General features: G+C 47.8%; 19 protein-coding genes and 1 tRNA gene. 19 read left to right on the forward strand and 1 reads right to left on the reverse strand.

What is annotated here, in order from left to right; all coding sequences use genetic code 11:
- Nucleotides 1-61 precede the first annotated feature (61 nt).
- The 7 genes from AY633_RS14235 (at nt 62) to AY633_RS14265 (ending at nt 6465) form a co-directional block, all read left to right on the forward strand.
- Nucleotides 62-1588 carry a tetratricopeptide repeat protein gene (locus tag AY633_RS14235; RefSeq protein ID WP_068488913.1) on the forward strand — a complete coding sequence of 509 codons (1527 nt, stop codon included), beginning with the start codon at nt 62-64 and terminating at the stop codon, nt 1586-1588.
- A gap of 67 nt (nt 1589-1655) precedes the next feature.
- Nucleotides 1656-2615 (forward strand): thioredoxin-disulfide reductase, encoded by a 960-nt coding sequence (gene trxB, locus AY633_RS14240; protein ID WP_068488914.1) that lies wholly within the window; start codon nt 1656-1658, stop codon nt 2613-2615.
- Nucleotides 2616-2821: 206 nt separating this feature from the next.
- On the forward strand, nt 2822-3307 hold the full coding sequence (locus tag AY633_RS14245; RefSeq protein ID WP_068461347.1) for an NUDIX domain-containing protein: 486 nt from the start codon (nt 2822-2824) through the stop codon (nt 3305-3307).
- Complete coding sequence (gene rapZ / locus AY633_RS14250) at nt 3300-4181, forward strand: RNase adapter RapZ (RefSeq protein WP_068488915.1); 882 nt, start codon at nt 3300-3302, stop codon at nt 4179-4181. Before AY633_RS14245 ends, rapZ begins: the two co-directional genes overlap by 8 nt.
- Before the next feature lie 4 nt (nt 4182-4185).
- Nucleotides 4186-5178, forward strand: a complete 993-nt coding sequence (locus tag AY633_RS14255; RefSeq protein WP_068488916.1) for a gluconeogenesis factor YvcK family protein — start codon at nt 4186-4188, stop codon at nt 5176-5178.
- A 21-nt stretch (nt 5179-5199) separates the two neighbouring features.
- Nucleotides 5200-6150, forward strand: a complete 951-nt coding sequence (whiA, locus tag AY633_RS14260) for a DNA-binding protein WhiA (protein WP_068461353.1) — start codon at nt 5200-5202, stop codon at nt 6148-6150.
- A 57-nt stretch (nt 6151-6207) separates the two neighbouring features.
- Nucleotides 6208-6465, forward strand: coding sequence for an HPr family phosphocarrier protein (locus AY633_RS14265; protein ID WP_068461355.1), 258 nt, complete (start codon nt 6208-6210; stop codon nt 6463-6465).
- Nucleotides 6466-6521: 56 nt separating this feature from the next.
- On the opposite strand, the gene clpP is transcribed toward AY633_RS14265, so the two are convergent.
- On the reverse strand, nt 6522-7133 hold the full coding sequence (clpP, locus tag AY633_RS14270; RefSeq protein WP_068488917.1) for an ATP-dependent Clp endopeptidase proteolytic subunit ClpP: 612 nt from the start codon (nt 7131-7133) through the stop codon (nt 6522-6524).
- A 165-nt stretch (nt 7134-7298) separates the two neighbouring features.
- Between clpP and AY633_RS14275 the strand changes: the two genes are divergently transcribed.
- The 12 genes from AY633_RS14275 to AY633_RS14330 all read left to right on the forward strand — a co-directional run bounded on the left by AY633_RS14275 (nt 7299) and on the right by AY633_RS14330 (nt 18403).
- Nucleotides 7299-7370, forward strand: a tRNA-Arg gene (locus AY633_RS14275).
- A 157-nt stretch (nt 7371-7527) separates the two neighbouring features.
- Nucleotides 7528-8106, forward strand: coding sequence for a LemA family protein (locus AY633_RS14280; RefSeq protein ID WP_068488918.1), 579 nt, complete (start codon nt 7528-7530; stop codon nt 8104-8106).
- 47 nt (nt 8107-8153) lie between these two features.
- Nucleotides 8154-8888: a TPM domain-containing protein gene (locus AY633_RS14285; RefSeq protein WP_186008780.1), complete on the forward strand. Its 735-nt coding sequence runs from the start codon at nt 8154-8156 to the stop codon at nt 8886-8888.
- Between the two features lie 14 nt (nt 8889-8902).
- Nucleotides 8903-9133, forward strand: a complete 231-nt coding sequence (locus tag AY633_RS14290) for a glutaredoxin family protein (protein ID WP_068488920.1) — start codon at nt 8903-8905, stop codon at nt 9131-9133.
- Nucleotides 9134-9237: 104 nt separating this feature from the next.
- A complete protein-coding gene (locus tag AY633_RS14295; protein ID WP_068488921.1) occupies nt 9238-10281 on the forward strand; it encodes a sugar-binding transcriptional regulator in 1044 nt (347 codons plus the stop codon).
- Complete coding sequence (gene gap / locus AY633_RS14300) at nt 10282-11289, forward strand: type I glyceraldehyde-3-phosphate dehydrogenase (RefSeq protein WP_068488922.1); 1008 nt, start codon at nt 10282-10284, stop codon at nt 11287-11289.
- A gap of 110 nt (nt 11290-11399) precedes the next feature.
- Nucleotides 11400-12584: a phosphoglycerate kinase gene (locus tag AY633_RS14305; RefSeq protein ID WP_068488923.1), complete on the forward strand. Its 1185-nt coding sequence runs from the start codon at nt 11400-11402 to the stop codon at nt 12582-12584.
- A gap of 13 nt (nt 12585-12597) precedes the next feature.
- The gene (tpiA, locus tag AY633_RS14310) at nt 12598-13359 is read left to right on the forward strand and encodes a triose-phosphate isomerase (RefSeq protein ID WP_068461373.1); all 762 of its coding nucleotides are present in this window, start codon (nt 12598-12600) and stop codon (nt 13357-13359) included.
- Nucleotides 13352-14884 (forward strand): 2,3-bisphosphoglycerate-independent phosphoglycerate mutase, encoded by a 1533-nt coding sequence (gene gpmI / locus AY633_RS14315; protein ID WP_068488924.1) that lies wholly within the window; start codon nt 13352-13354, stop codon nt 14882-14884. Before tpiA ends, gpmI begins: the two co-directional genes overlap by 8 nt.
- 386 nt (nt 14885-15270) lie before the next feature.
- Nucleotides 15271-16566: a phosphopyruvate hydratase gene (gene eno / locus AY633_RS14320; RefSeq protein WP_068461376.1), complete on the forward strand. Its 1296-nt coding sequence runs from the start codon at nt 15271-15273 to the stop codon at nt 16564-16566.
- A 757-nt stretch (nt 16567-17323) separates the two neighbouring features.
- Complete coding sequence (secG, locus tag AY633_RS14325) at nt 17324-17551, forward strand: preprotein translocase subunit SecG (RefSeq protein WP_058381240.1); 228 nt, start codon at nt 17324-17326, stop codon at nt 17549-17551.
- Nucleotides 17552-17656: 105 nt separating this feature from the next.
- Nucleotides 17657-18403 carry an alpha/beta hydrolase gene (locus AY633_RS14330; RefSeq protein ID WP_068488925.1) on the forward strand — a complete coding sequence of 249 codons (747 nt, stop codon included), beginning with the start codon at nt 17657-17659 and terminating at the stop codon, nt 18401-18403.
- The last annotated feature ends 60 nt before the right edge of the window (nt 18404-18463 follow it).

Consider the following 18463-nt stretch of genomic DNA (forward strand, 5'->3'; position numbering starts at 1 on the left):
ACAGCACATTTAGGGAAAGGAGCGATTCGGGTCGCTCCTTTTCCTGTTACGGAGGCATATTTTGGAGAAAAACAAAAGAAACAATTTTGACAATGTCGTATCATTCATTCCGACTGGGGAATTTTATTATCAGAAAGCCCTTAAGGAGCTGCAGCGCGAACATTATGATAAAGCGCATAAGTATTTGCAGCGGGCAAAAGAACTAACTCCGGATGACCCGCTCATCCTGATGCATTACGGAGTGGTGCTGATGGAGCGGCAGGAGTTTGAACTGGCGATGGATGAGTTGCGTACTGCCCATGAGCTCGATCCGGAAGAACCGAATATTTTATTTTTTTTAGCGGAAGTCCATGCACATTTGGGCTCGTTTTTTGATGCCCGGAAATATGCTAAGGATTATCTCGAAAAGGATGCCAGTGGAAGCTACGCGGCAGAAGCGATGGAAATCATCGATTTTGCCGAGCAGGAGGACTGGCAGTTGTTTGACAACGATGGGGAGGCTCATAATAGCGAGCATTATTATTTGCAGGAAAAAGCGCGTCGCTTGATGGAGCAAGGGGAATTCCTGGAAGCGATCAAGTTACTAGAAGAAGTTATCGAAGAAAAGTCCGATTTTTGGGGAGCTTATAATAACCTCGCGCTGGCGTATTTCTATATTGGAGAAACGGAAATGGCGAAATCGCTGCTACACGAAGTGCTTCGTAAAAACACCGGCAACCTGCACGCCTTATGCAATTTGGCAGTGTTCCATTACTATGAGAAAAACGATGAATTGGATGACATCTTAGGTTTGCTGAAAAAGATTCAGCCTTATGTTTTCGAGCACCGTTACAAATTGGGTGCGACCTTCGCGTTGGTCGGAAAATACAAAGAAGCCTATCGCTGGCTGAAAAGCCTGCAAAAACGAGGATTTGATGGGGATCCGGCATTTTATTTCTGGTTATCGCATGCTGCGTACCATTCAGGGCATGAGGAAACAGCTAAGCATGCGTGGGAGCAATTAAAACGGATGGACCCCGCGAAAGAAGGCTATGAGCCCTGGGGAGAGCAGGCGGTGATGCCGCATGCAGATGCATTAGAACACGATCGCGATTTTCTGATCGGCAAACTCGACCATACCCATTTAAGCGAGCGGATCTATGGGTTGTTCCTGCTCGGAAAGTCTTCTCATAAACAGGAAATTATTTCGCACCCGAACTGGCTAAAATCCGAGCAGCCTTCAGTCTTGGAAACGTATATGCTTGGCTATGCGCTTGGCCATCCTTTTCGCGAATCCGTCAAAGAGGAAAAAGCCTTCTTGCGCGCGATGGAAACAGCAGAGCGCTTGTATTACCAAAAAGGAATGGTCGACCGTGAAAATGATACGGTCTTTCAATTATGGTTCCTATTGGCGGAACGAGCTTTCGACGCCGGTTATGCGTTCCGCAATCCTGCTGCGCTTGCTGCTGCCGTCAGCTATATGGTGGAATCGGCGGAAAAACAGGAAACCACCAAAAAAGCCGTTGCAGCGAAATTCGGCACGTCTGTTGCGACGATGTCCAAATATATTGACGAGTTAAGCGGATATTTGCCGAATTTTGAAGCCTAGGCATAAAAGTTGAAGCCGGCCGTTTATTGCTTTACGATTTAGCTAGTGATTAAGAGGAGGGCCTACAATGACAGAAACAACGAATATTTATGATGTGTTAATAATCGGTGCGGGGCCTGCCGGCATGACAGCCGCGGTCTATACATCGCGAGCCAATCTTTCGACGCTCATGCTCGAGCGCGGAATTCCAGGCGGCCAGATGGCCAATACCGAAGAAATTGAAAACTACCCAGGGTTCGACCATATCCTTGGTCCTGACCTATCTACAAAAATGTTTGAACATGCGAAAAAATTTGGGGCCGAATATGCTTACGGCGATGTGACTGAAATCATCGATGGCGATGAATTCAAAACCGTCAAAGCTGGCTCGAAAGAATACAAAGCCCGTGCTATTATTTTGACAACCGGAGCCGAGTACAAAAAAATGGGTATCCCGGGTGAAACCGAACTTGGCGGACGCGGTGTCAGCTATTGCGCAGTATGCGATGGCGCATTTTTCAAAGGCAAAGAATTGGTCGTCGTTGGCGGCGGGGATTCGGCAGTTGAAGAAGGGGTTTACTTGACTCGTTTCGCGGATAAAGTAACCATCGTTCACCGCAGAGACGAATTGCGTGCACAGAAAATCCTTCAAGACCGCGCCTTCGCAAATGACAAGATCGACTTTATTTGGAGCCATACTGTAAAAGAAATTCACGATAAAGAAGGCAAAGTCGGAAGCGTTACTTTGGTATCGACCAAAGACGATTCAGAACGGGAATTCGAAGCAGACGGCGTGTTTATTTATATTGGCATGCTGCCACTAACGAAACCATTTGAATCACTGGGCATCTTGAATGACCTTGGTTATATTGAAACGAATGAAGAAATGCAAACGGCAGTGCCGGGAATCTTCGCAGCTGGGGATGTACGGGACAAAACTTTGCGCCAAGTCGTCACGGCGACTGGCGACGGCAGCATCGCCGCGCAAAGCGTCCAGCATTATGTAGAAGAACTGGCAGAAAAAATTGCTTCCAAAGCGCAAGCTTAACGCGTTCTTAATCGCTTTGTAACAGCATTGTCATGCAAAAGAGGTATAGTAAGTAATGTATAACAACCCCCTTTTTATATAGTTATTTTTGACAGGCTGCTTTCCGGATTGTCCGGGGAGTGGCCTCTTTTTTTGTATTTTTTTGCATGACACGCCAGGATAGATGTATAATGAACATAGTTTATATTAGATGCGGAGTGGCAAATGTGCAGCGAATCGCGAATTTATTGCTAGTAGAAAATGGCAAAGTACTATTGATGAAAAAGCCGCGCAGGGATTGGTATGTGGCTCCCGGCGGAAAAATGGAAAGCGGCGAGTCAATTTATGACGCGGCTATCCGAGAGTTCATAGAAGAAACAGGTGCAGAGCCATTCGGCGTTCACTTGAAAGGCGTTTACACCATGATGATTCAGGAAAACAAGGAGACGGTAGATGAATGGATGCTATTTACGTTCCGGGCTACACAGCTCCGGGGAGTGCCTTTTGAAGATACGCGCGAAGGCATTTTGGAGTGGCATCCTGTGGAAAGTTTACGTACCTTGCCAATGGCAGAAGGAGACCGGACAAACTTATTGTTTGCGGCCTATCAGGAAGGCGTTCAATACGGGACCTTTTACTATACGCCGGAATTCGAATTGCTAGAAGAGAACATCCAATCATCGACCGAAGAGGTGAATCGCCAACATGGATAAGCATACAGAAGAAACCGAATTAATCATCATCACCGGCATGTCCGGTGCTGGGAAAACAGTGGCCATCCAAAGCTTTGAAGACCTCGGTTTTTTCACCATCGACAATCTTCCGCCGGCGCTGCTTCCAACATTTATCAAATTGATGAGGGATTCTGGCAAATCAATGAAGCGTGTTGCAGCGGTCATGGACCTTCGTGGAGGCGATTTTTTCGACAGCCTCGTTGATGCCATTGACGATTTATCGAAAGAGCCAGAAGTGGCGATCACCATTCTGTTTCTCGATGCAGAGAACCAAACGCTCGTGAGCCGTTACAAAGAAACTCGCCGTTCGCATCCTTTGTCTCCAGGCGGGCTAGTACTTGGCGGGATTAAAAAAGAACGGGACATGCTGAAAGACTTGCAAGGGCGTGCGCATTATATGTACAATACCTCGGAAATGAGCCCACGCCAGTTAAAGGAGAAAATCACCTCGGATTTTGCTTCAAAAACGAGCAATGTCTTCACGGTCAATTTGATGTCATTCGGCTTTAAGCACGGCATGCCGATTGATGCTGACCTTGTGTTCGATGTTCGCTTTTTGCCGAACCCTTATTATATAGAAGAATTGAACCCACAATCAGGCTTAGACCAGCCGGTGTCCGATTACGTATTAAAATGGCAGGAAACGCAGACACTGGTGCAAAAACTGGAGGAATTATTCGATTTCATGATTCCCCAGTACAAGCAAGAAGGCAAAGCGCAATTGGTCATCGCTTTTGGCTGCACAGGCGGCCAGCATCGATCCGTGACGCTTGCTGAGTATTTCGGGAAATACCTCTCCAAAAACAATAAAGTCAGCATTACACATAGAGATGTAAAAATCAGAAAGGGTTGAGCATATGGAAAAAAGTCTCCAGCAAAAACGAGTCGTAATCATCGGGGGCGGGACCGGTCTGTCCACTTTGCTGAGGGGCTTAAAAACTTTTCCGCTCGATTTGACGGCGATTGTCACGGTAGCAGACGACGGCGGAAGCTCGGGGCGTTTGCGCGATGATTTGGATATTCCGCCGCCTGGTGACATTCGCAACGTCATGGCCGCATTGTCGGATGCCGAACCATTAGTAGCTGAAATGTTCCAATACCGCTTTAAGCATTCGCTTGATTTGGAAGGGCATTCATTGGGGAACTTGATGCTTGCAGCGTTGACCGATTTAACGGGTGATTTCTCGCACGCTGTTCGGGAGATGAGCCGCGTCTTGAACGTCAATGGCACCGTGTTGCCCGCTGCCAATCAATTGGTGACCTTGAATGCCGAACTAGAAGACGGTACCATCATCAAGGGCGAATCCAAGATCCCTGCCTATATGCAGCCTATCAAGCGCGTATTTTTGGAGCCGGCTGGTGTCAAGACATTGCCGGATACGATACAAGCCATCCAATCAGCCGATGTCATCGTAATCGGGCCGGGTTCTTTGTATACAAGCATCTTGCCGAATTTGCTCGTGAAAGATATTAAGAAAGCGCTGCTTGAAGCGAAGGCAAGAAAAATTTATATTTGTAATTTGATGACCCAGGCGGGCGAAACATACGGCTATACCGCCTCGGATCACGTGAAAGCTCTTTACGACCACGTAGGCGTGAACTTCCTCGATGCCATTTTGATCGATAAAGTCCAAATGCCGCAAGGAGTGGCAGAACGTTACAAGAAAGAAAAAGCATGGCCGGTGGAATACGATGAAGAACGCCTGAAGAAAATGGGGCTCGAAGTATACCGCCACGACATCGCGAACATTTTCGGGGAGGCCGTCCGGCACGAACCAATGAAAGTGGCGAATTGGCTTTTTGAATACACCAGCAGCGAAGTGGAAACATCGCAACGCCGGTATTCCTGAAGCTTGAAAGGGGGGGCGTAATTGTCTTTTGCATCAGAAACAAAAAAAGAAATGACACAAATCGAAGTGGATGATTGTTGCGGAAAAGCAGAGCTGTCGGCGATGATTCGCATGAACGGTACTTTGTCCTTTTCGAACCGCCAGCTGAGCCTGGATATCCAAACAGAAAACGCAGCCATTGCGAGAAGAATCTATACATTGCTGAAACGCTTTTACAAAGCGTACCCGGTGGAATTATTGGTCCGCAAAAAGATGAGGCTGAAAAAGAATAATGTTTATATTTGCCGCTTGCGTGATGGCGCGAAACTAGTACTCGAGGATTTACTGATCTTGTCAGAAGGTTTTCAGTTTCAACAAGACATATCTCCCGAACTGATTTCCACTACTTGCTGCAAGCGCTCTTATTTGCGCGGTGCCTTTTTGGCTGGAGGATCGGTAAACAATCCCGAAACCTCCTCTTACCATTTGGAGGTTTACTCTTCCTACAAAGACCATGCGGAAGCGTTGGTCATCCTGATGAACCATTTCCAATTGAACGGAAAAATGATCGAACGGAAAAAAGGCTTTGTTACGTATCTAAAAGAAGCGGAGAAAATTTCCGATTTCCTTAGCCTGACAGGTGCCCACTCAGCATTGTTGAAATTCGAAGATGTCCGGATCCTTCGTGATATGCGCAATAGCGTCAATCGTTTGGTCAATTGCGAAACGGCTAATTTGAATAAAACAATTGATGCAGCTCTTCGGCAAATCGAAAATATCCGTTTTATCGATCAAGTGATCGGAATCGACCAATTGCCCGACCGCCTGAAAGAAATCGCCCGCTTGCGGGTAGAATATCAGGACGTCACATTGAAAGAGCTGGGTGAGATGGTATCGACAGGAAAAGTCAGTAAGTCAGGTGTCAACCACAGGCTCCGGAAAATCGATGAGATTGCCGAGTCATTGAGAAAAGGCGAAACGATCAGCCGGTAACAAGGTTGCTCTTTCCTATAGATTGCGTGAGAGTCGAGTTTTCGGAGGAGGATATACATGGTAGAAAAACAAGTAGAAGTGCAATTGAAATCAGGATTGCAAGCGAGGCAGGCGGCATTATTCGTACAAGAAGCCAACCGCTACAGTTCGGATGTTTATTTGGAAAAAGGCAATAAGAAAGTAAACGCTAAAAGCATCATGGGAATCATGAGTCTCGCTGTCAGCAAAGGCACGAACGTCACGATTTCAGCCGATGGTGCAGACGAAGAGGCAGCAGTTGGCGCGCTGGCCCAATTGATCGATACAGAAGCTTAAAGAATGTAAAAAAAGCTGACCTCCGTGCACATGCGCGGAGGTCAGCTTTTTTGAGCTTATTGTTCTTTTTCGTGATTTTCAGGCAATTTATTGCGTGAGATGATTTGGTCGACTAGGCCGTATTCGAGTGCACGTTCAGCCGTCATGAAATTATCGCGGTCTGTGTCACGTGAAATGACTTCAAGCGGCTGGCCAGTCCGGTCAGATAGAATCTGGTTGAGTTTTTCGCGCAAGAACAAGATGCGTTTTGCGGCGATTTCAATTTCCGTTGCTTGCCCTTGTGCTCCGCCAAGTGGCTGGTGGATCATGACTTCAGCATTTGGCAATGCGTAGCGTTTGCCTTTTGTACCAGCTGCCAAGAGGAATGCTCCCATGGATGCAGCCATGCCGATGCACACGGTTTGGACATCAGGTTTGATGAATTGCATCACATCATAAATCGCCATACCGGCCGTGATGCTTCCGCCTGGGCTGTTGATGTAGATGGAAATATCCTTTTCTGGATCTTCAGCTTCAAGGAATAGCAATTGTGCGACGATGGAGTTGGCGACATTGTCGTCGATTCCGCTGCCGAGCATGATGACACGGTCTTTCAAAAGACGAGAATAGATATCGTATGCGCGTTCGCCTCTGCTTGTTTGTTCGATTACTGTAGGGATTAAATTCATGGATCATTTCCTCCTTCAGGTAAATGTAAGTGTTGCTGAACACTGTTCAGCCGTACATTCATCATACACATCTTGGTCAATGAAGGTCAAATCTAACGAATTGAAAATCGGCGCTTGAAATAACAGGAAAGCTTTTGTATAATAGAAAAGTCGTCAACAATATTTGCCCTCGTAGTGTAAAGGATAACACGTAAGATTCCGGTTCTTGAGATGGGGGTTCGATTCCCTCCGAGGGTGTAAAAATGATAAAACCGCACAGTCTAACAAAGACTGTGCGGTTTTTTTGTTGAATCTTTTCGGCATTTGAAACGTAGAATCCGGTAGAGCGGGTTTCAAGACAAGCTTGGTCAGGGAAGACAGGAAATATTATTGTAAAAGAAAAGGGGAGTGAAAAATGAAAAAAATACTTATACCGTTGCTATTGGTGGTAGGGCTTATTGTCATTGCTGCAGTCGTATTCGGTTCTAGCTACAATAATTTCGTTCAATTGGAAGAGGATGTCAATGAATCTTACGCGCAACTAGATAGCCAGCTTCAGCGCAGGTTAGACTTGATTCCAAACTTAGTCGAGACCGTAAAAGGTTTTGCCGATCAAGAACAAGAAGTTATCGATAGTGTAACAGAAGCCCGCTCAAGCATGGCGGGTGCTGGGTCGGTTGAAGAACAGGCAGCAGCTGACGCTGAATTGAGCGGAGCACTCAGCCGCTTGCTCGTCGTCGTTGAGAACTATCCGGAAGTTCGATCGAGCGAAAATTTCCAGCAATTGTCCGATGAACTGGCTGGAACCGAAAATCGCATCGCCGTCGCCCGCCAGGATTACAATGGCGCGGTAACTGAATTCAATCGCAAAGTCCGTAGTTTTCCTGGCAATATGACAGCGGGCATGTTCGGCTTTGATGAGAAAGAGTATTTCGAAGCAGACGCTGGAGCGGAAGATGCACCGGATGTGGACTTTGGGACTGACGAAGAATGACCCGCAAAATTTTTACTCTGTTAATACTGCTATTGCTGATTCCCGCTATGGTACAAGCGGCGGAATTTCCGGAGTTGGCGGATGATATTTATATCCAGGATATCGCCGGCATTCTGAGCGAGGAACAAGAAACTGAGATCAAGAATCTTGGAGCCGGTTTGGAGGATGCTACTACCGCTCAGATTGCCGTTATGGTGATCGATTCCTTGGATGGTGAGCCGATTGAAAGCTATGCCAATGAAGCGTTGCGTCATTACGGCGTGGGTTCAGCGGAAGAGAATAACGGCGTTTTGGTTGTCTTGTCCATGACGGACCGCGAGATATACATTGAAATCGGCTACGGCCTTGAAGGGGCGCTTCCGGACGGCAAAGTCGGACGCATCCTTGATGATTATGCCGTCCCGTATTTGAGTGAAGACCAACCCGACCAGGCGATCCTCAATACGTATCAAGCACTTTATAACGAGGTCGCTGCGGAATACGATTGGGATGGTGAAGCGGTCAGTCCGCAGCCGCTTAATAAGGTGAACGCTGGCGACGAGGGCGAAGGCGGCATCATGCAGCCGATCGTAACTTTTCTAATTGTTCTGGCTGTCTTGTTCTTCTTTACAGGAGGAGGCGGCGGACGTGGACGTCGCGGTCGCGGGAATACCATGAGGCGCGGCGGGTTTTTCGGCCCGGGTAGTTTTGGCGGCGGCTTCGGGGGCAGTTCCGGAGGAGGCGGTTTCCGCGGAGGCGGAGGCGGTTCTTCAGGAGGCGGCGGAGCAGGAAGAGGCTTCTGATAAGGAGGAATGGCATGTATACACTTTATACAAGGCCCAATTGCGGCCTTTGCGAAGAAGCGAAGGCTGCACTGCGGCTGATGCAGGAAGATTACCCGATACACTTTCGAGAAGTTAATATTGAGGAAGATGAACAATTGCACGAACAATATATGCTGATGATCCCTGTGCTCGCACAACAACAAGATGTGCTGCTCTACGGAAAGTTCGGCTATGGGGAACTACTGGAAGCGTTAATTCTTTAACGCTTCTTTTTATTTGCATAAATCTAATAGCTCGGCTACAATGAATCTAGTGGGACGTAATTATATGTAGTGGGACAAAAAACGTCCAACAAAGGGGTGGGGCGATGGATCCAGTTCTGCAAGCGCAAGTGCATTTATTGCCTGAACTGCCAAGCTTGCTGAAAAAGCGCTATAGTATCCTCGAGCTGATTCAAACCGAACAGCCCGTAGGAAGGCGCACGCTCAGCGAGATGACAGGCGCAGCTGAAAGGGAAATCCGCAAAGAAACCGACTTATTGAGAGACCAAGCATTGATCGAGATAAGCAAGAGCGGCATGAGCCTGACGACACTCGGGAACGATGTCCTCGACCAACTCCGTGATTTGGTGAAGGAACTATCAGGAACAGCTGAACTTGAAGCCGGGCTGAAAGCTAAACTCGGCATCAAGCAAGCAGTCGTCCTCCCGGGTGACAGTGACAGGCTATCATCGGCCAAAGCTGCTATCGGCAGGCAAGCCGCTCGCATCGCGGAAGAAATGTTCGAAAACTGCCGAACGATCGCTGTTACTGGCGGCAGTACGATGGCCGCTGTGGCAGCAGAGATTCGGACGGCGAGAAAAAATCAAGCCATGCAGTTTATCGCTGCACGCGGCGGGCTTGGTGAAGAAATGCTTCACCAGGCGAACACCATCGCTTCATCCTTTGCCGAAAAAACAGGCGGAGCTGTCCGCACGCTTTATCTGCCTGAGCATTTGAGTGCGGAAGCGCTGGAAATGATGATGAGAGAACCCGTCATCAAAGAAATGATGGAGCTGTATGACAGGACGGATTTAGTCATCCATGGAATCGGCGATGCAGAAGAGATGGCCATCAGGCGCCGCTCTTCTGTGAGGGAAGTCGAACAGATCAAAACAGGCGGAGCTATTAGTGAAGCCTTCGGTTATTATTTCGATAAAACCGGAAAAATAGTTTATCGTATCCCAACAGCGGGCATTCAATTAGAGCAGGTCCAAAAAGCACCGCGCATCATGGCGGTTGCTGGAGGACGTACGAAAGCGCGTGCCATTGAATCTTATTTCCAGGCCGCGCCTGAACGCACCATCCTCGTTACAGATGAAGGTGCAGCCAGAGCAATTCTAAAACCAACAACAAAATTGGAGGAATTATAAATGACAATCAAATTAGCAATCAATGGTTTTGGCCGTATCGGCCGTGTAGTTTTCCGCCAAGCACTTTTAAACGACGAAGTGGAAGTAGTAGCAGTTAACGACCTAACGGATGCATCTATGCTTGCGCATCTATTGAAATACGATTCTGTGCACGGCACTTTGGATGCAGACGTTTCAGCTAAAGACGGTTCAATCTTTGTCGATGGCAAAGAAGTAAAAGTATTTGCTGAAAAAGATCCTGCTCAATTGCCATGGAAAGAAAACAACATCGATATCGTAATCGAATCAACAGGAATCTTCACTACAGAAGAAGCTGCTTCAAAACATATCGAAGCTGGCGCTAAAAAAGTCATCGTTTCTGCACCTGGCAAAAGCGGCATGAAGATGCTTGTTATGGGCGTAAACGAAGAAACGTATAACCCTGAAGAGCACCACGTCGTTTCGAACGCATCTTGCACAACAAACGGCTTGGCTGGAATTTCTAAAGTGTTGAACGAAAAATTCGGCATTAAGAAAGCTATGATGACAACGATCCACTCTTACACGAACGACCAAGCTTTGCTTGATGCACCGCACTCTGACTACCGCCGTGCACGTTCAGCAGCAGAGTCAATGATCCCGACAACAACTGGCGCAGCGAAATCCGTATCACAAGTATTGCCTGAACTTGAAGGCAAAATCGATGGGATGGCTATCCGCGTTCCAACGCCAAACGTTTCTTTGATCGACCTTGTCGCTGAACTTGATACAGATGCATCTGTTGAAGAAGTAAACCAAGCGCTTAAAGAAGCGAGCGAAAACGAATTGAAAGGTTACTTGCAATACAGCGAGTTGCCACTCGTATCACGCGACTATAACGGCAACACTGCTTCTGCTACTGTGGATGCACAATCCACAATGGCTCTAGCTGGCAACATGGTAAAAGTTCTTGCTTGGTACGATAACGAATCCGGCTACTCAGGACGTTGCATTGACTTGGCTGTACACATGTCTAAAAAAGGCTTGTAAGCTGAAAATCATAGCTTAATTACCAATGAACCTCTATAATAAAGAGGGTAAAAGGGGTGGGGAATTTACCCCACCCCTTATTTTTTTGAATATAAATAGGAGGTATTTTCATGCTGCAGAAGATGACCATGAAAGACTTGGATTTGAAAGGAAAACGCGTATTTTGCCGTGTAGATTTCAACGTACCGATGGAAGACGGAAAAGTAACCGATGACACGCGCATCCGTGCGGCAATACCGACAATTGAGTATTTGGTCGAACAAGGCGCAAAAGTGATCTTGGCAAGCCATCTCGGGCGTCCAAAAGGCCAAGTTAACGAAGACATGAGACTTGCTGCTGCAGGTGCACGCTTGTCCGAATTACTCGGCAGTGACGTGAAATGCCTAGAGGAATCTGTAGGGGAAACGGTAGAGCAAGAAATCGCTTCTCTGGACCCAGGCAGCATTCTATTGCTAGAAAATGTCCGTTTCCACGCAGGCGAAGAACAGAACGACCCAGAACTTGCCAAACAATTTGCGGCGCTTGCGGATGTGTTCGTCAATGATGCCTTTGGCGCAGCACACAGAGCCCACGCTTCAACGGCCGGAATTGCCGAACACCTTCCTGCAGTCTCAGGCCTATTGCTCGAAAAAGAGCTGGATGTGCTTGGCAAAGCCTTGTCAGAGCCGGACCGCCCGTTTACTGCTATCATCGGCGGCGCGAAAGTGAAAGACAAAATCGGCGTCATCGACCATTTGCTCGATGTGGTTGATAACTTGATCATTGGCGGCGGATTGTCGTATACCTTCCTCAAAGCGCTTGGCCACGAAATTGGCAATTCGCTCGTTGAAGAAGACAAGCTGGATCTTGCCAAATCGTTCATCGACAAAGCGAAAGAAAAAGGCGTGAAGTTTTATTTGCCTATCGATGTGACAATTGCCAACGAGTTTTCGAAAGACGCCGAGACCAATACGGCGAAAGTTGAAGAAATTCCGTCTGATTGGATGGGGCTCGACATCGGGCCAGAAACAGTGAAGCTGTATGCCGATGTTATTAACGAGTCGAAGCTGATTATCTGGAACGGGCCAATGGGTGTATTTGAAATGGAAGCATTCGCAAACGGCACGAAATCGGTTGCCCAAGCAATGGCAGAAACAGCTGGCTACACGGTCATCGGTGGCGGCGATTCCGCAGCGGCTGTTGAGAAATTCCATGTGGCAGATAAGATGGACCATATTTCAACAGGCGGTGGAGCGTCGTTGGAATTCATGGAAGGCAAAGAGTTGCCAGGCGTTACCGCTTTAAGTAATAAATAAAGGGAGTGTTTTTGTGAGAAAACCGATCATTGCAGGAAACTGGAAAATGTATAAAACAGCATCACAAGCAAAAGAATTTGTGGAACAAGTAAACGGCTTGGTCCCAGATGCAGACAAGCTGGATTCTGTTATTTGTGCTCCAGCGCTATACTTGACTCAATTAATCGAAGCTGCTGAAAACAGCGCATTGAAAATTGGTGCACAGACGATGCACGAAAAAGGCGAAGGTGCCTTTACTGGTGAAATCAGCCCTGTGCAGTTAGCTGATATCGGCGCAGATTACGTCATTATCGGACATTCCGAGCGTCGCCAGTATTTCAATGAAACCGATGAAACGGTCAATGCCAAAGTGAAATCAGCATTCTCACATCAATTGACACCAATTCTTTGTGTCGGTGAAACCGACGAACAGCGTGAAGCGGGCCAAATGGAAAGCATCGTGGAAGCGCAAGTCGAAAAAGCGGTAGAAGGCTTGACGGATGCACAAATCGCAGAACTGGTCGTTGCCTATGAGCCAATCTGGGCAATCGGAACTGGCAAAACAGCAACAGCTGAAGATGCCAACGAAGCTTGCGGCATTGTCCGCAAGAAAATCGCTTCTCTTTACAGCGAAGACACGGCTGAAAAAGTGCGCGTCCAGTACGGCGGAAGCGTAAAGCCTGCCAATATCCAGGAATTGCTTTCCATGGAGCATATCGACGGCGCGTTAGTCGGCGGCGCAAGCTTGGAAACGGAATCGTTCGTCAAGCTGTTGGAGGCGGGTTCACATGCGTAAAACGGCCAATCCGGCTGCCTTGATCATCCTTGATGGTTTTGGCTGCCGCGAAGAAACCGCTGGAAATGCAGTTGCCCAAGCAAATAAACCGAATTTCGACAGACTTTGGAACGACTATCCGCATGAATTATTGACGGCTTCAGGCGAAGCGGTCGGTTTACCAGACGGGCAAATGGGCAATTCCGAAGTCGGTCATTTGAACATCGGTGCAGGACGTATCGTTTACCAAAACTTGACGCGTATCCATAAGTCGATTAAAGACGGCGATTTCTTTGAAAATGCCGCGTTTTTGGATGCAGTTATGAACGTGAAAGACAATGGCAAAGCTTTGCATGTTATGGGCTTGTTAAGCGACGGAGGCGTTCATAGTCATTATGAGCACCTCTTCGCGTTACTGCGCCTTGCGAAACAGCAAGGATTGAGCGAAGTGTATGTACACGGATTTTTGGACGGCCGCGATGTGGGTCCGAAAACCGCACTTCGTTATATAGAAGAAACGGAAAAGCATATGCAAGAAATCGGCATCGGGCGTTTTGCTTCGATCAGCGGTCGCTATTATGCGATGGACCGCGATAAGCGCTGGGAACGCGTAGAGCTCGCTTACCGTGCGATGGTTGATGGAACTGGGCCAAGTGCCCGTTCAGCCGCAGCTGGCGTAGAGGCATCGTATGCAGAAGATGTTGTGGATGAATTTGTCGTGCCATTTACGGTGACAAAAGAAGGGGAAGCGCCTGCTGTCATTGAGTCAGGTGACTCTGTCATCTTCTTCAACTTCCGTCCGGACCGTGCCATCCAATTGACTAGCGTATTGACAGGTTCTGATTTCGATCAGTTCCAGCCGAGTTCGAAGCATCCGACAGACTTAGTGTTTATCAGCTTCACGACGTACAGTGAAGAACTAGAGACCCGTATTGCTTATGGCAACGTCAATCTAGTCAATACTATCGGCGAAGTATTATCGGCGAATGGCCTTACGCAATTGCGCATTGCCGAAACCGAAAAATACCCGCATGTGACCTTCTTCATGAGCGGGGGCCGAGAAGAAGTGTTCCCAGGAGAAGACCGTATTCTCGTGTCATCACCAAAAGTCGCGACTTATGATTTGCAGCCTGAAATGAGCGCTTATGAAGTGACGGACCGCCTCGTTGAACAAATCGACGCAGGCGCACACGATGCGATCATTCTAAACTTCGCCAATCCGGATATGGTCGGCCATAGTGGCATGCTGGAGCCGACGATCAAAGCCGTCGAAGTCGTCGACGAATGTCTCGGGCGCATTGTGGAAGCTTTGCACCGTCAAGGCGGTTCGGCGCTGATTACAGCCGACCACGGCAATGCAGACGAAGTGTTGACAGAGGACGGTTCACCAATGACGGCACATACGACCAATCGTGTGCCGGTCATCTTGACGAAACAAGGCGAAACCTTGCGAAGCGGCGGAATTCTAGCGGACCTCGCACCGACCATCCTCAAGTTGCTAGATGTCGAGCAGCCGGAAGAGATGACTGGAAAGCCGTTGTATTAAAAAGTATAAATAGTTAAAGAATGTTTGTAAAAGAGAGTGATGAACTCGTTTCAGGCGGACGCTTTCCGCGGGCACGGCCTCAGCCGCTTCCCTCGCTTACGCTCAGTCCAGGGTCTTCAGCTCGTGCTGTTCCCGCAGGAAACGAATCGTGCCAAGCACGATTCGTTTGCGACGCAGAAGCGCAGCGATGCAGGAGCATATCCTTGCCCTTTGCCGCCTTACACTCTTTCATCTGTCCTATTCAATACAACTGTTTTGTGGAATATCATTTGCATTGAAATAATATGGATAAAACTTTTCATTAACTCATAAAGTTTAAAATCTGCACATTTCGAATAACTTATAAACGAAATTGAACAAACCATTTGAAAAGGGAGCTGTTGACATTGCCAATTATTACACACATCCAAGCACGCGAAGTACTCGATTCCAGAGGGAACCCAACTGTAGAAGTTGAGGTATTCACGGAAAGCGGCGCATTCGGCCGTGCCATCGTGCCATCTGGCGCATCTACTGGCGAACACGAAGCGGTTGAACTTCGCGATGGCGATAAGAGCCGTTACCTTGGGAAAGGCGTCTTAAAAGCGGTTGATCACGTCAACAATGAAATCGCTGACGAGTTGGAAGAAAACTATTCAGTACTTGACCAAGTATCTATCGACCAAGCGTTGATCGAGCTTGACGGAACTGAAAACAAAGGCCGCCTCGGCGCTAACGCGATTCTGGGTGTTTCTATGGCAGTTGCCCATGCAGCCGCAAACTATTTGGACTTGCCATTGTACCAATACCTTGGTGGATTCAATGCCAAGCAATTGCCAGTGCCGATGATGAACATCCTAAATGGCGGTGAGCATGCAGATAACAATGTCGACATTCAGGAATTCATGGTTATGCCAGTCGGCGCTGAGTCGTTCCGTCATGCGCTTCGCATGGGAGCAGAAATCTTCCATAACTTGAAGTCTGTACTGAAAGACAAAGGCTATAACACTTCTGTCGGCGACGAAGGCGGATTTGCACCGAACCTTGGTTCAAACGAAGAAGCACTTGAAACAATCATGATCGCTATTGAAAAAGCCGGCTTCAAGCCAGGCGAAGATGTCTTGTTGGCGATGGACGTTGCCGCATCTGAAATCTACGACAAAGAAAAAGGCGTCTACACATTGGCTGGCGACAACACAGTGAAAACTTCAGCTGAAATGGTTGACTGGTACGAAGAGTTGGCGAACAAATATCCAATCGTCTCTATTGAAGACGGATTGGACGAGAACGACTGGGATGGCTTTAAGCTATTGACAGACCGCATCGGCGAAAAAGTACAATTGGTCGGCGATGACTTGTTCGTTACCAACACGAAGAAATTGGCACAAGGCATTGAGCAAGGAATCGGCAACTCGATCCTGATCAAAGTGAACCAAATCGGTACATTGACTGAAACATTCGATGCAATCGAAATGGCAAAACGTGCAGGCTACACAGCCGTCATCTCCCACCGTTCAGGCGAGTCGGAAGATGTCACAATCGCAGACATCGCAGTCGCGACAAATGCTGGACAAATCAAAACAGGCGCACCGTCACGTACGGACCGCGTAGCGAAATACAACCAACTGCTTCGCATCGAAGATCAATTGCACGATACAGCGAAATACTTGGGCGTTAAAACGTTCTATAACTTGAAGAAATAATAGCGAATAGGTGAGGGGAAGCTGCTGGAGATTTTTTCCGGCAGCTTTTCTGTTAGAATGTGTGAGGAAGAAGAGCTTGCTTGGTGTAAGTTGTCTGAAGCTGATTTATGAATCATTGTAAAAAGCTTACGCTTCAGGGGCATGCTTGGGGCTCGCAGGATGAGAGTCATGCAGCTGAAGCAACAGGACATCGTGTTATCAGCTGCCCGATAGCCGGGGCGGGCGTCGAGCCCTTACGGCTGCGCCATATAAGGTCTCGCCTGTCCCGCGCAATCCCTCCGGCGTCAGCTCTTGCGCTTCAGCTTGGAGAAATTTTTATAAAAACTGAGCTTTGCTCATAGACTTTCTAATAAATATAGTGTGTTAATCAGAACGGAGCAAAATAGCGCAGAACCCCTCACTGCTCCTGCAGCGCTTCGCACTGCATCGCAAAGAATTAGCCTCGTTCACGTCGGCTAGTTCTTGCCTGCGGGAAAGCGAGACAGATGAGACCCTGGACTGAGCGAAGCGAGGGAAGCGGCTCAGCGCTCGCCCGCGGCAAGCGCAGCTATTTTGCGGAGTGAAGTTTAAATGGAATCTTACTTTCCGCTCTACTAGATAAAGCGAATGCTCCTCATCAACCGTTTCCAAAAAGAATGAACAGAAAAAGATGAAATGGTCTAAACTATTTGTATTTTTTAGGGGCTCTATTGCTTGAGGTTTCAATTTTTGGTAAACTAGAGTTTGTTGTGAAGGTTCTTTTCAGGAGGTGGTATTTATGCATACATTGTTAATGACATTACTTCTTATCGTTTCGATCGCTTTGATTGTTGTCGTTCTATTGCAATCAGGGAAAAGTGCAGGCCTTTCAGGAGCCATCTCCGGTGGAGCAGAGCAACTTTTCGGCAAGCAAAAAGCCCGTGGGTTGGATCTTGTCCTTCATCGGGTGACGATCGTTCTTGCTGCCTTATTCTTTATTCTGGCTATCGCCGTAACGAAAGTATAATGTAGAGTACACCGCCTGACCATTTAGTGGTTGGGCGTTTTCTTTTAGGGAAAAATGGGCACAAGCCTATATAATAGTAAGCAAATGTAGTTGGAGGGAAAGTTTATGCGTATTTCACAACCAAAACCATTCTTCTTTGAGCAAGGGCCGCGTGCCGTTCTGCTATTGCACGGCTTTACCGGCAATTCTGCAGACGTCCGGATGCTGGGACGCTTCTTGGAAACGAAAGGTTATACGAGCATCGCGCCTCATTATGCAGGGCATGGCGTGGCGCCTGAGGAATTAGTGGGCACGGGCCCTGAGGATTGGTGGCAAGACGTCGAAGAGGCGTATCAAACATTGATCGATAAGGGCTACCAGGAGATTGCCGTGGCCGGTTTGTCACTGGGCGGCGTATTCAGCTTGAAACTGGGGTATACAAAGCCTATAAAGGGTATCGTGACGATGTGTGCGCCGATGCACATGAAATCGACGGACCTAATGTATCAAGGGGTTTTGGACTATGCCCGGGAATACAAGAAATATGAAGGAAAAGATGATAAGCTTATCGAAGAAGAGATGAAGAAGTTCCAGGAAAAGCCGATGGAAACACTTGCTGCACTGCGTGAATTAATCGGTGAAGTACGGAATAATGTCGATCATGTCTATTCGCCACTTTTCGTCGTCCAAGGCTCACTTGACAAAGTCATTAACCCTGAGTCTGCCAACATCATTCACGACGAAGCGGAATCGACTGATAAGCGCATCAAATGGTACGAAAAATCGGGCCATGTTATTACGCTGGATCAGGAGAAAAAGCAATTGCATGAAGATATATACGAGTTTCTCGAATCGCTCGACTGGAGCGTGTGAGACGGTCTCAAAAGGAGGAGTTAGGATTGGGCAAGAATGAACAGTCATTGGATCAGCGTT

This window comes from Planococcus maritimus, from assembly GCF_001592825.1.
In the GTDB taxonomy this organism is placed as follows: Bacteria; Bacillota; Bacilli; order Bacillales_A; family Planococcaceae; genus Planococcus; species Planococcus maritimus_C.

Excerpts from the sequence above, each read along its gene's own strand:
- trxB (WP_068488914.1), top strand. The coding sequence starts at position 1,656 with ATGACAGAAACAACGAATATTTATGATGTGTTAATAATCGGTGCGGGG.
- rapZ (WP_068488915.1), top strand. The coding sequence starts at position 3,300 with ATGGATAAGCATACAGAAGAAACCGAATTAATCATCATCACCGGCATG.
- AY633_RS14255 (WP_068488916.1), top strand. The coding sequence starts at position 4,186 with ATGGAAAAAAGTCTCCAGCAAAAACGAGTCGTAATCATCGGGGGCGGG.
- AY633_RS14265 (WP_068461355.1), top strand. The coding sequence starts at position 6,208 with ATGGTAGAAAAACAAGTAGAAGTGCAATTGAAATCAGGATTGCAAGCG.
- clpP (WP_068488917.1), bottom strand. The coding sequence starts at position 7,133 with ATGAATTTAATCCCTACAGTAATCGAACAAACAAGCAGAGGCGAACGC.
- AY633_RS14280 (WP_068488918.1), top strand. The coding sequence starts at position 7,528 with ATGAAAAAAATACTTATACCGTTGCTATTGGTGGTAGGGCTTATTGTC.
- AY633_RS14285 (WP_186008780.1), top strand. The coding sequence starts at position 8,154 with ATGGTACAAGCGGCGGAATTTCCGGAGTTGGCGGATGATATTTATATC.
- AY633_RS14290 (WP_068488920.1), top strand. The coding sequence starts at position 8,903 with ATGTATACACTTTATACAAGGCCCAATTGCGGCCTTTGCGAAGAAGCG.
- AY633_RS14295 (WP_068488921.1), top strand. The coding sequence starts at position 9,238 with ATGGATCCAGTTCTGCAAGCGCAAGTGCATTTATTGCCTGAACTGCCA.
- gap (WP_068488922.1), top strand. The coding sequence starts at position 10,282 with ATGACAATCAAATTAGCAATCAATGGTTTTGGCCGTATCGGCCGTGTA.
- AY633_RS14305 (WP_068488923.1), top strand. The coding sequence starts at position 11,400 with ATGCTGCAGAAGATGACCATGAAAGACTTGGATTTGAAAGGAAAACGC.
- gpmI (WP_068488924.1), top strand. The coding sequence starts at position 13,352 with ATGCGTAAAACGGCCAATCCGGCTGCCTTGATCATCCTTGATGGTTTT.
- secG (WP_058381240.1), top strand. The coding sequence starts at position 17,324 with ATGCATACATTGTTAATGACATTACTTCTTATCGTTTCGATCGCTTTG.
- AY633_RS14330 (WP_068488925.1), top strand. The coding sequence starts at position 17,657 with ATGCGTATTTCACAACCAAAACCATTCTTCTTTGAGCAAGGGCCGCGT.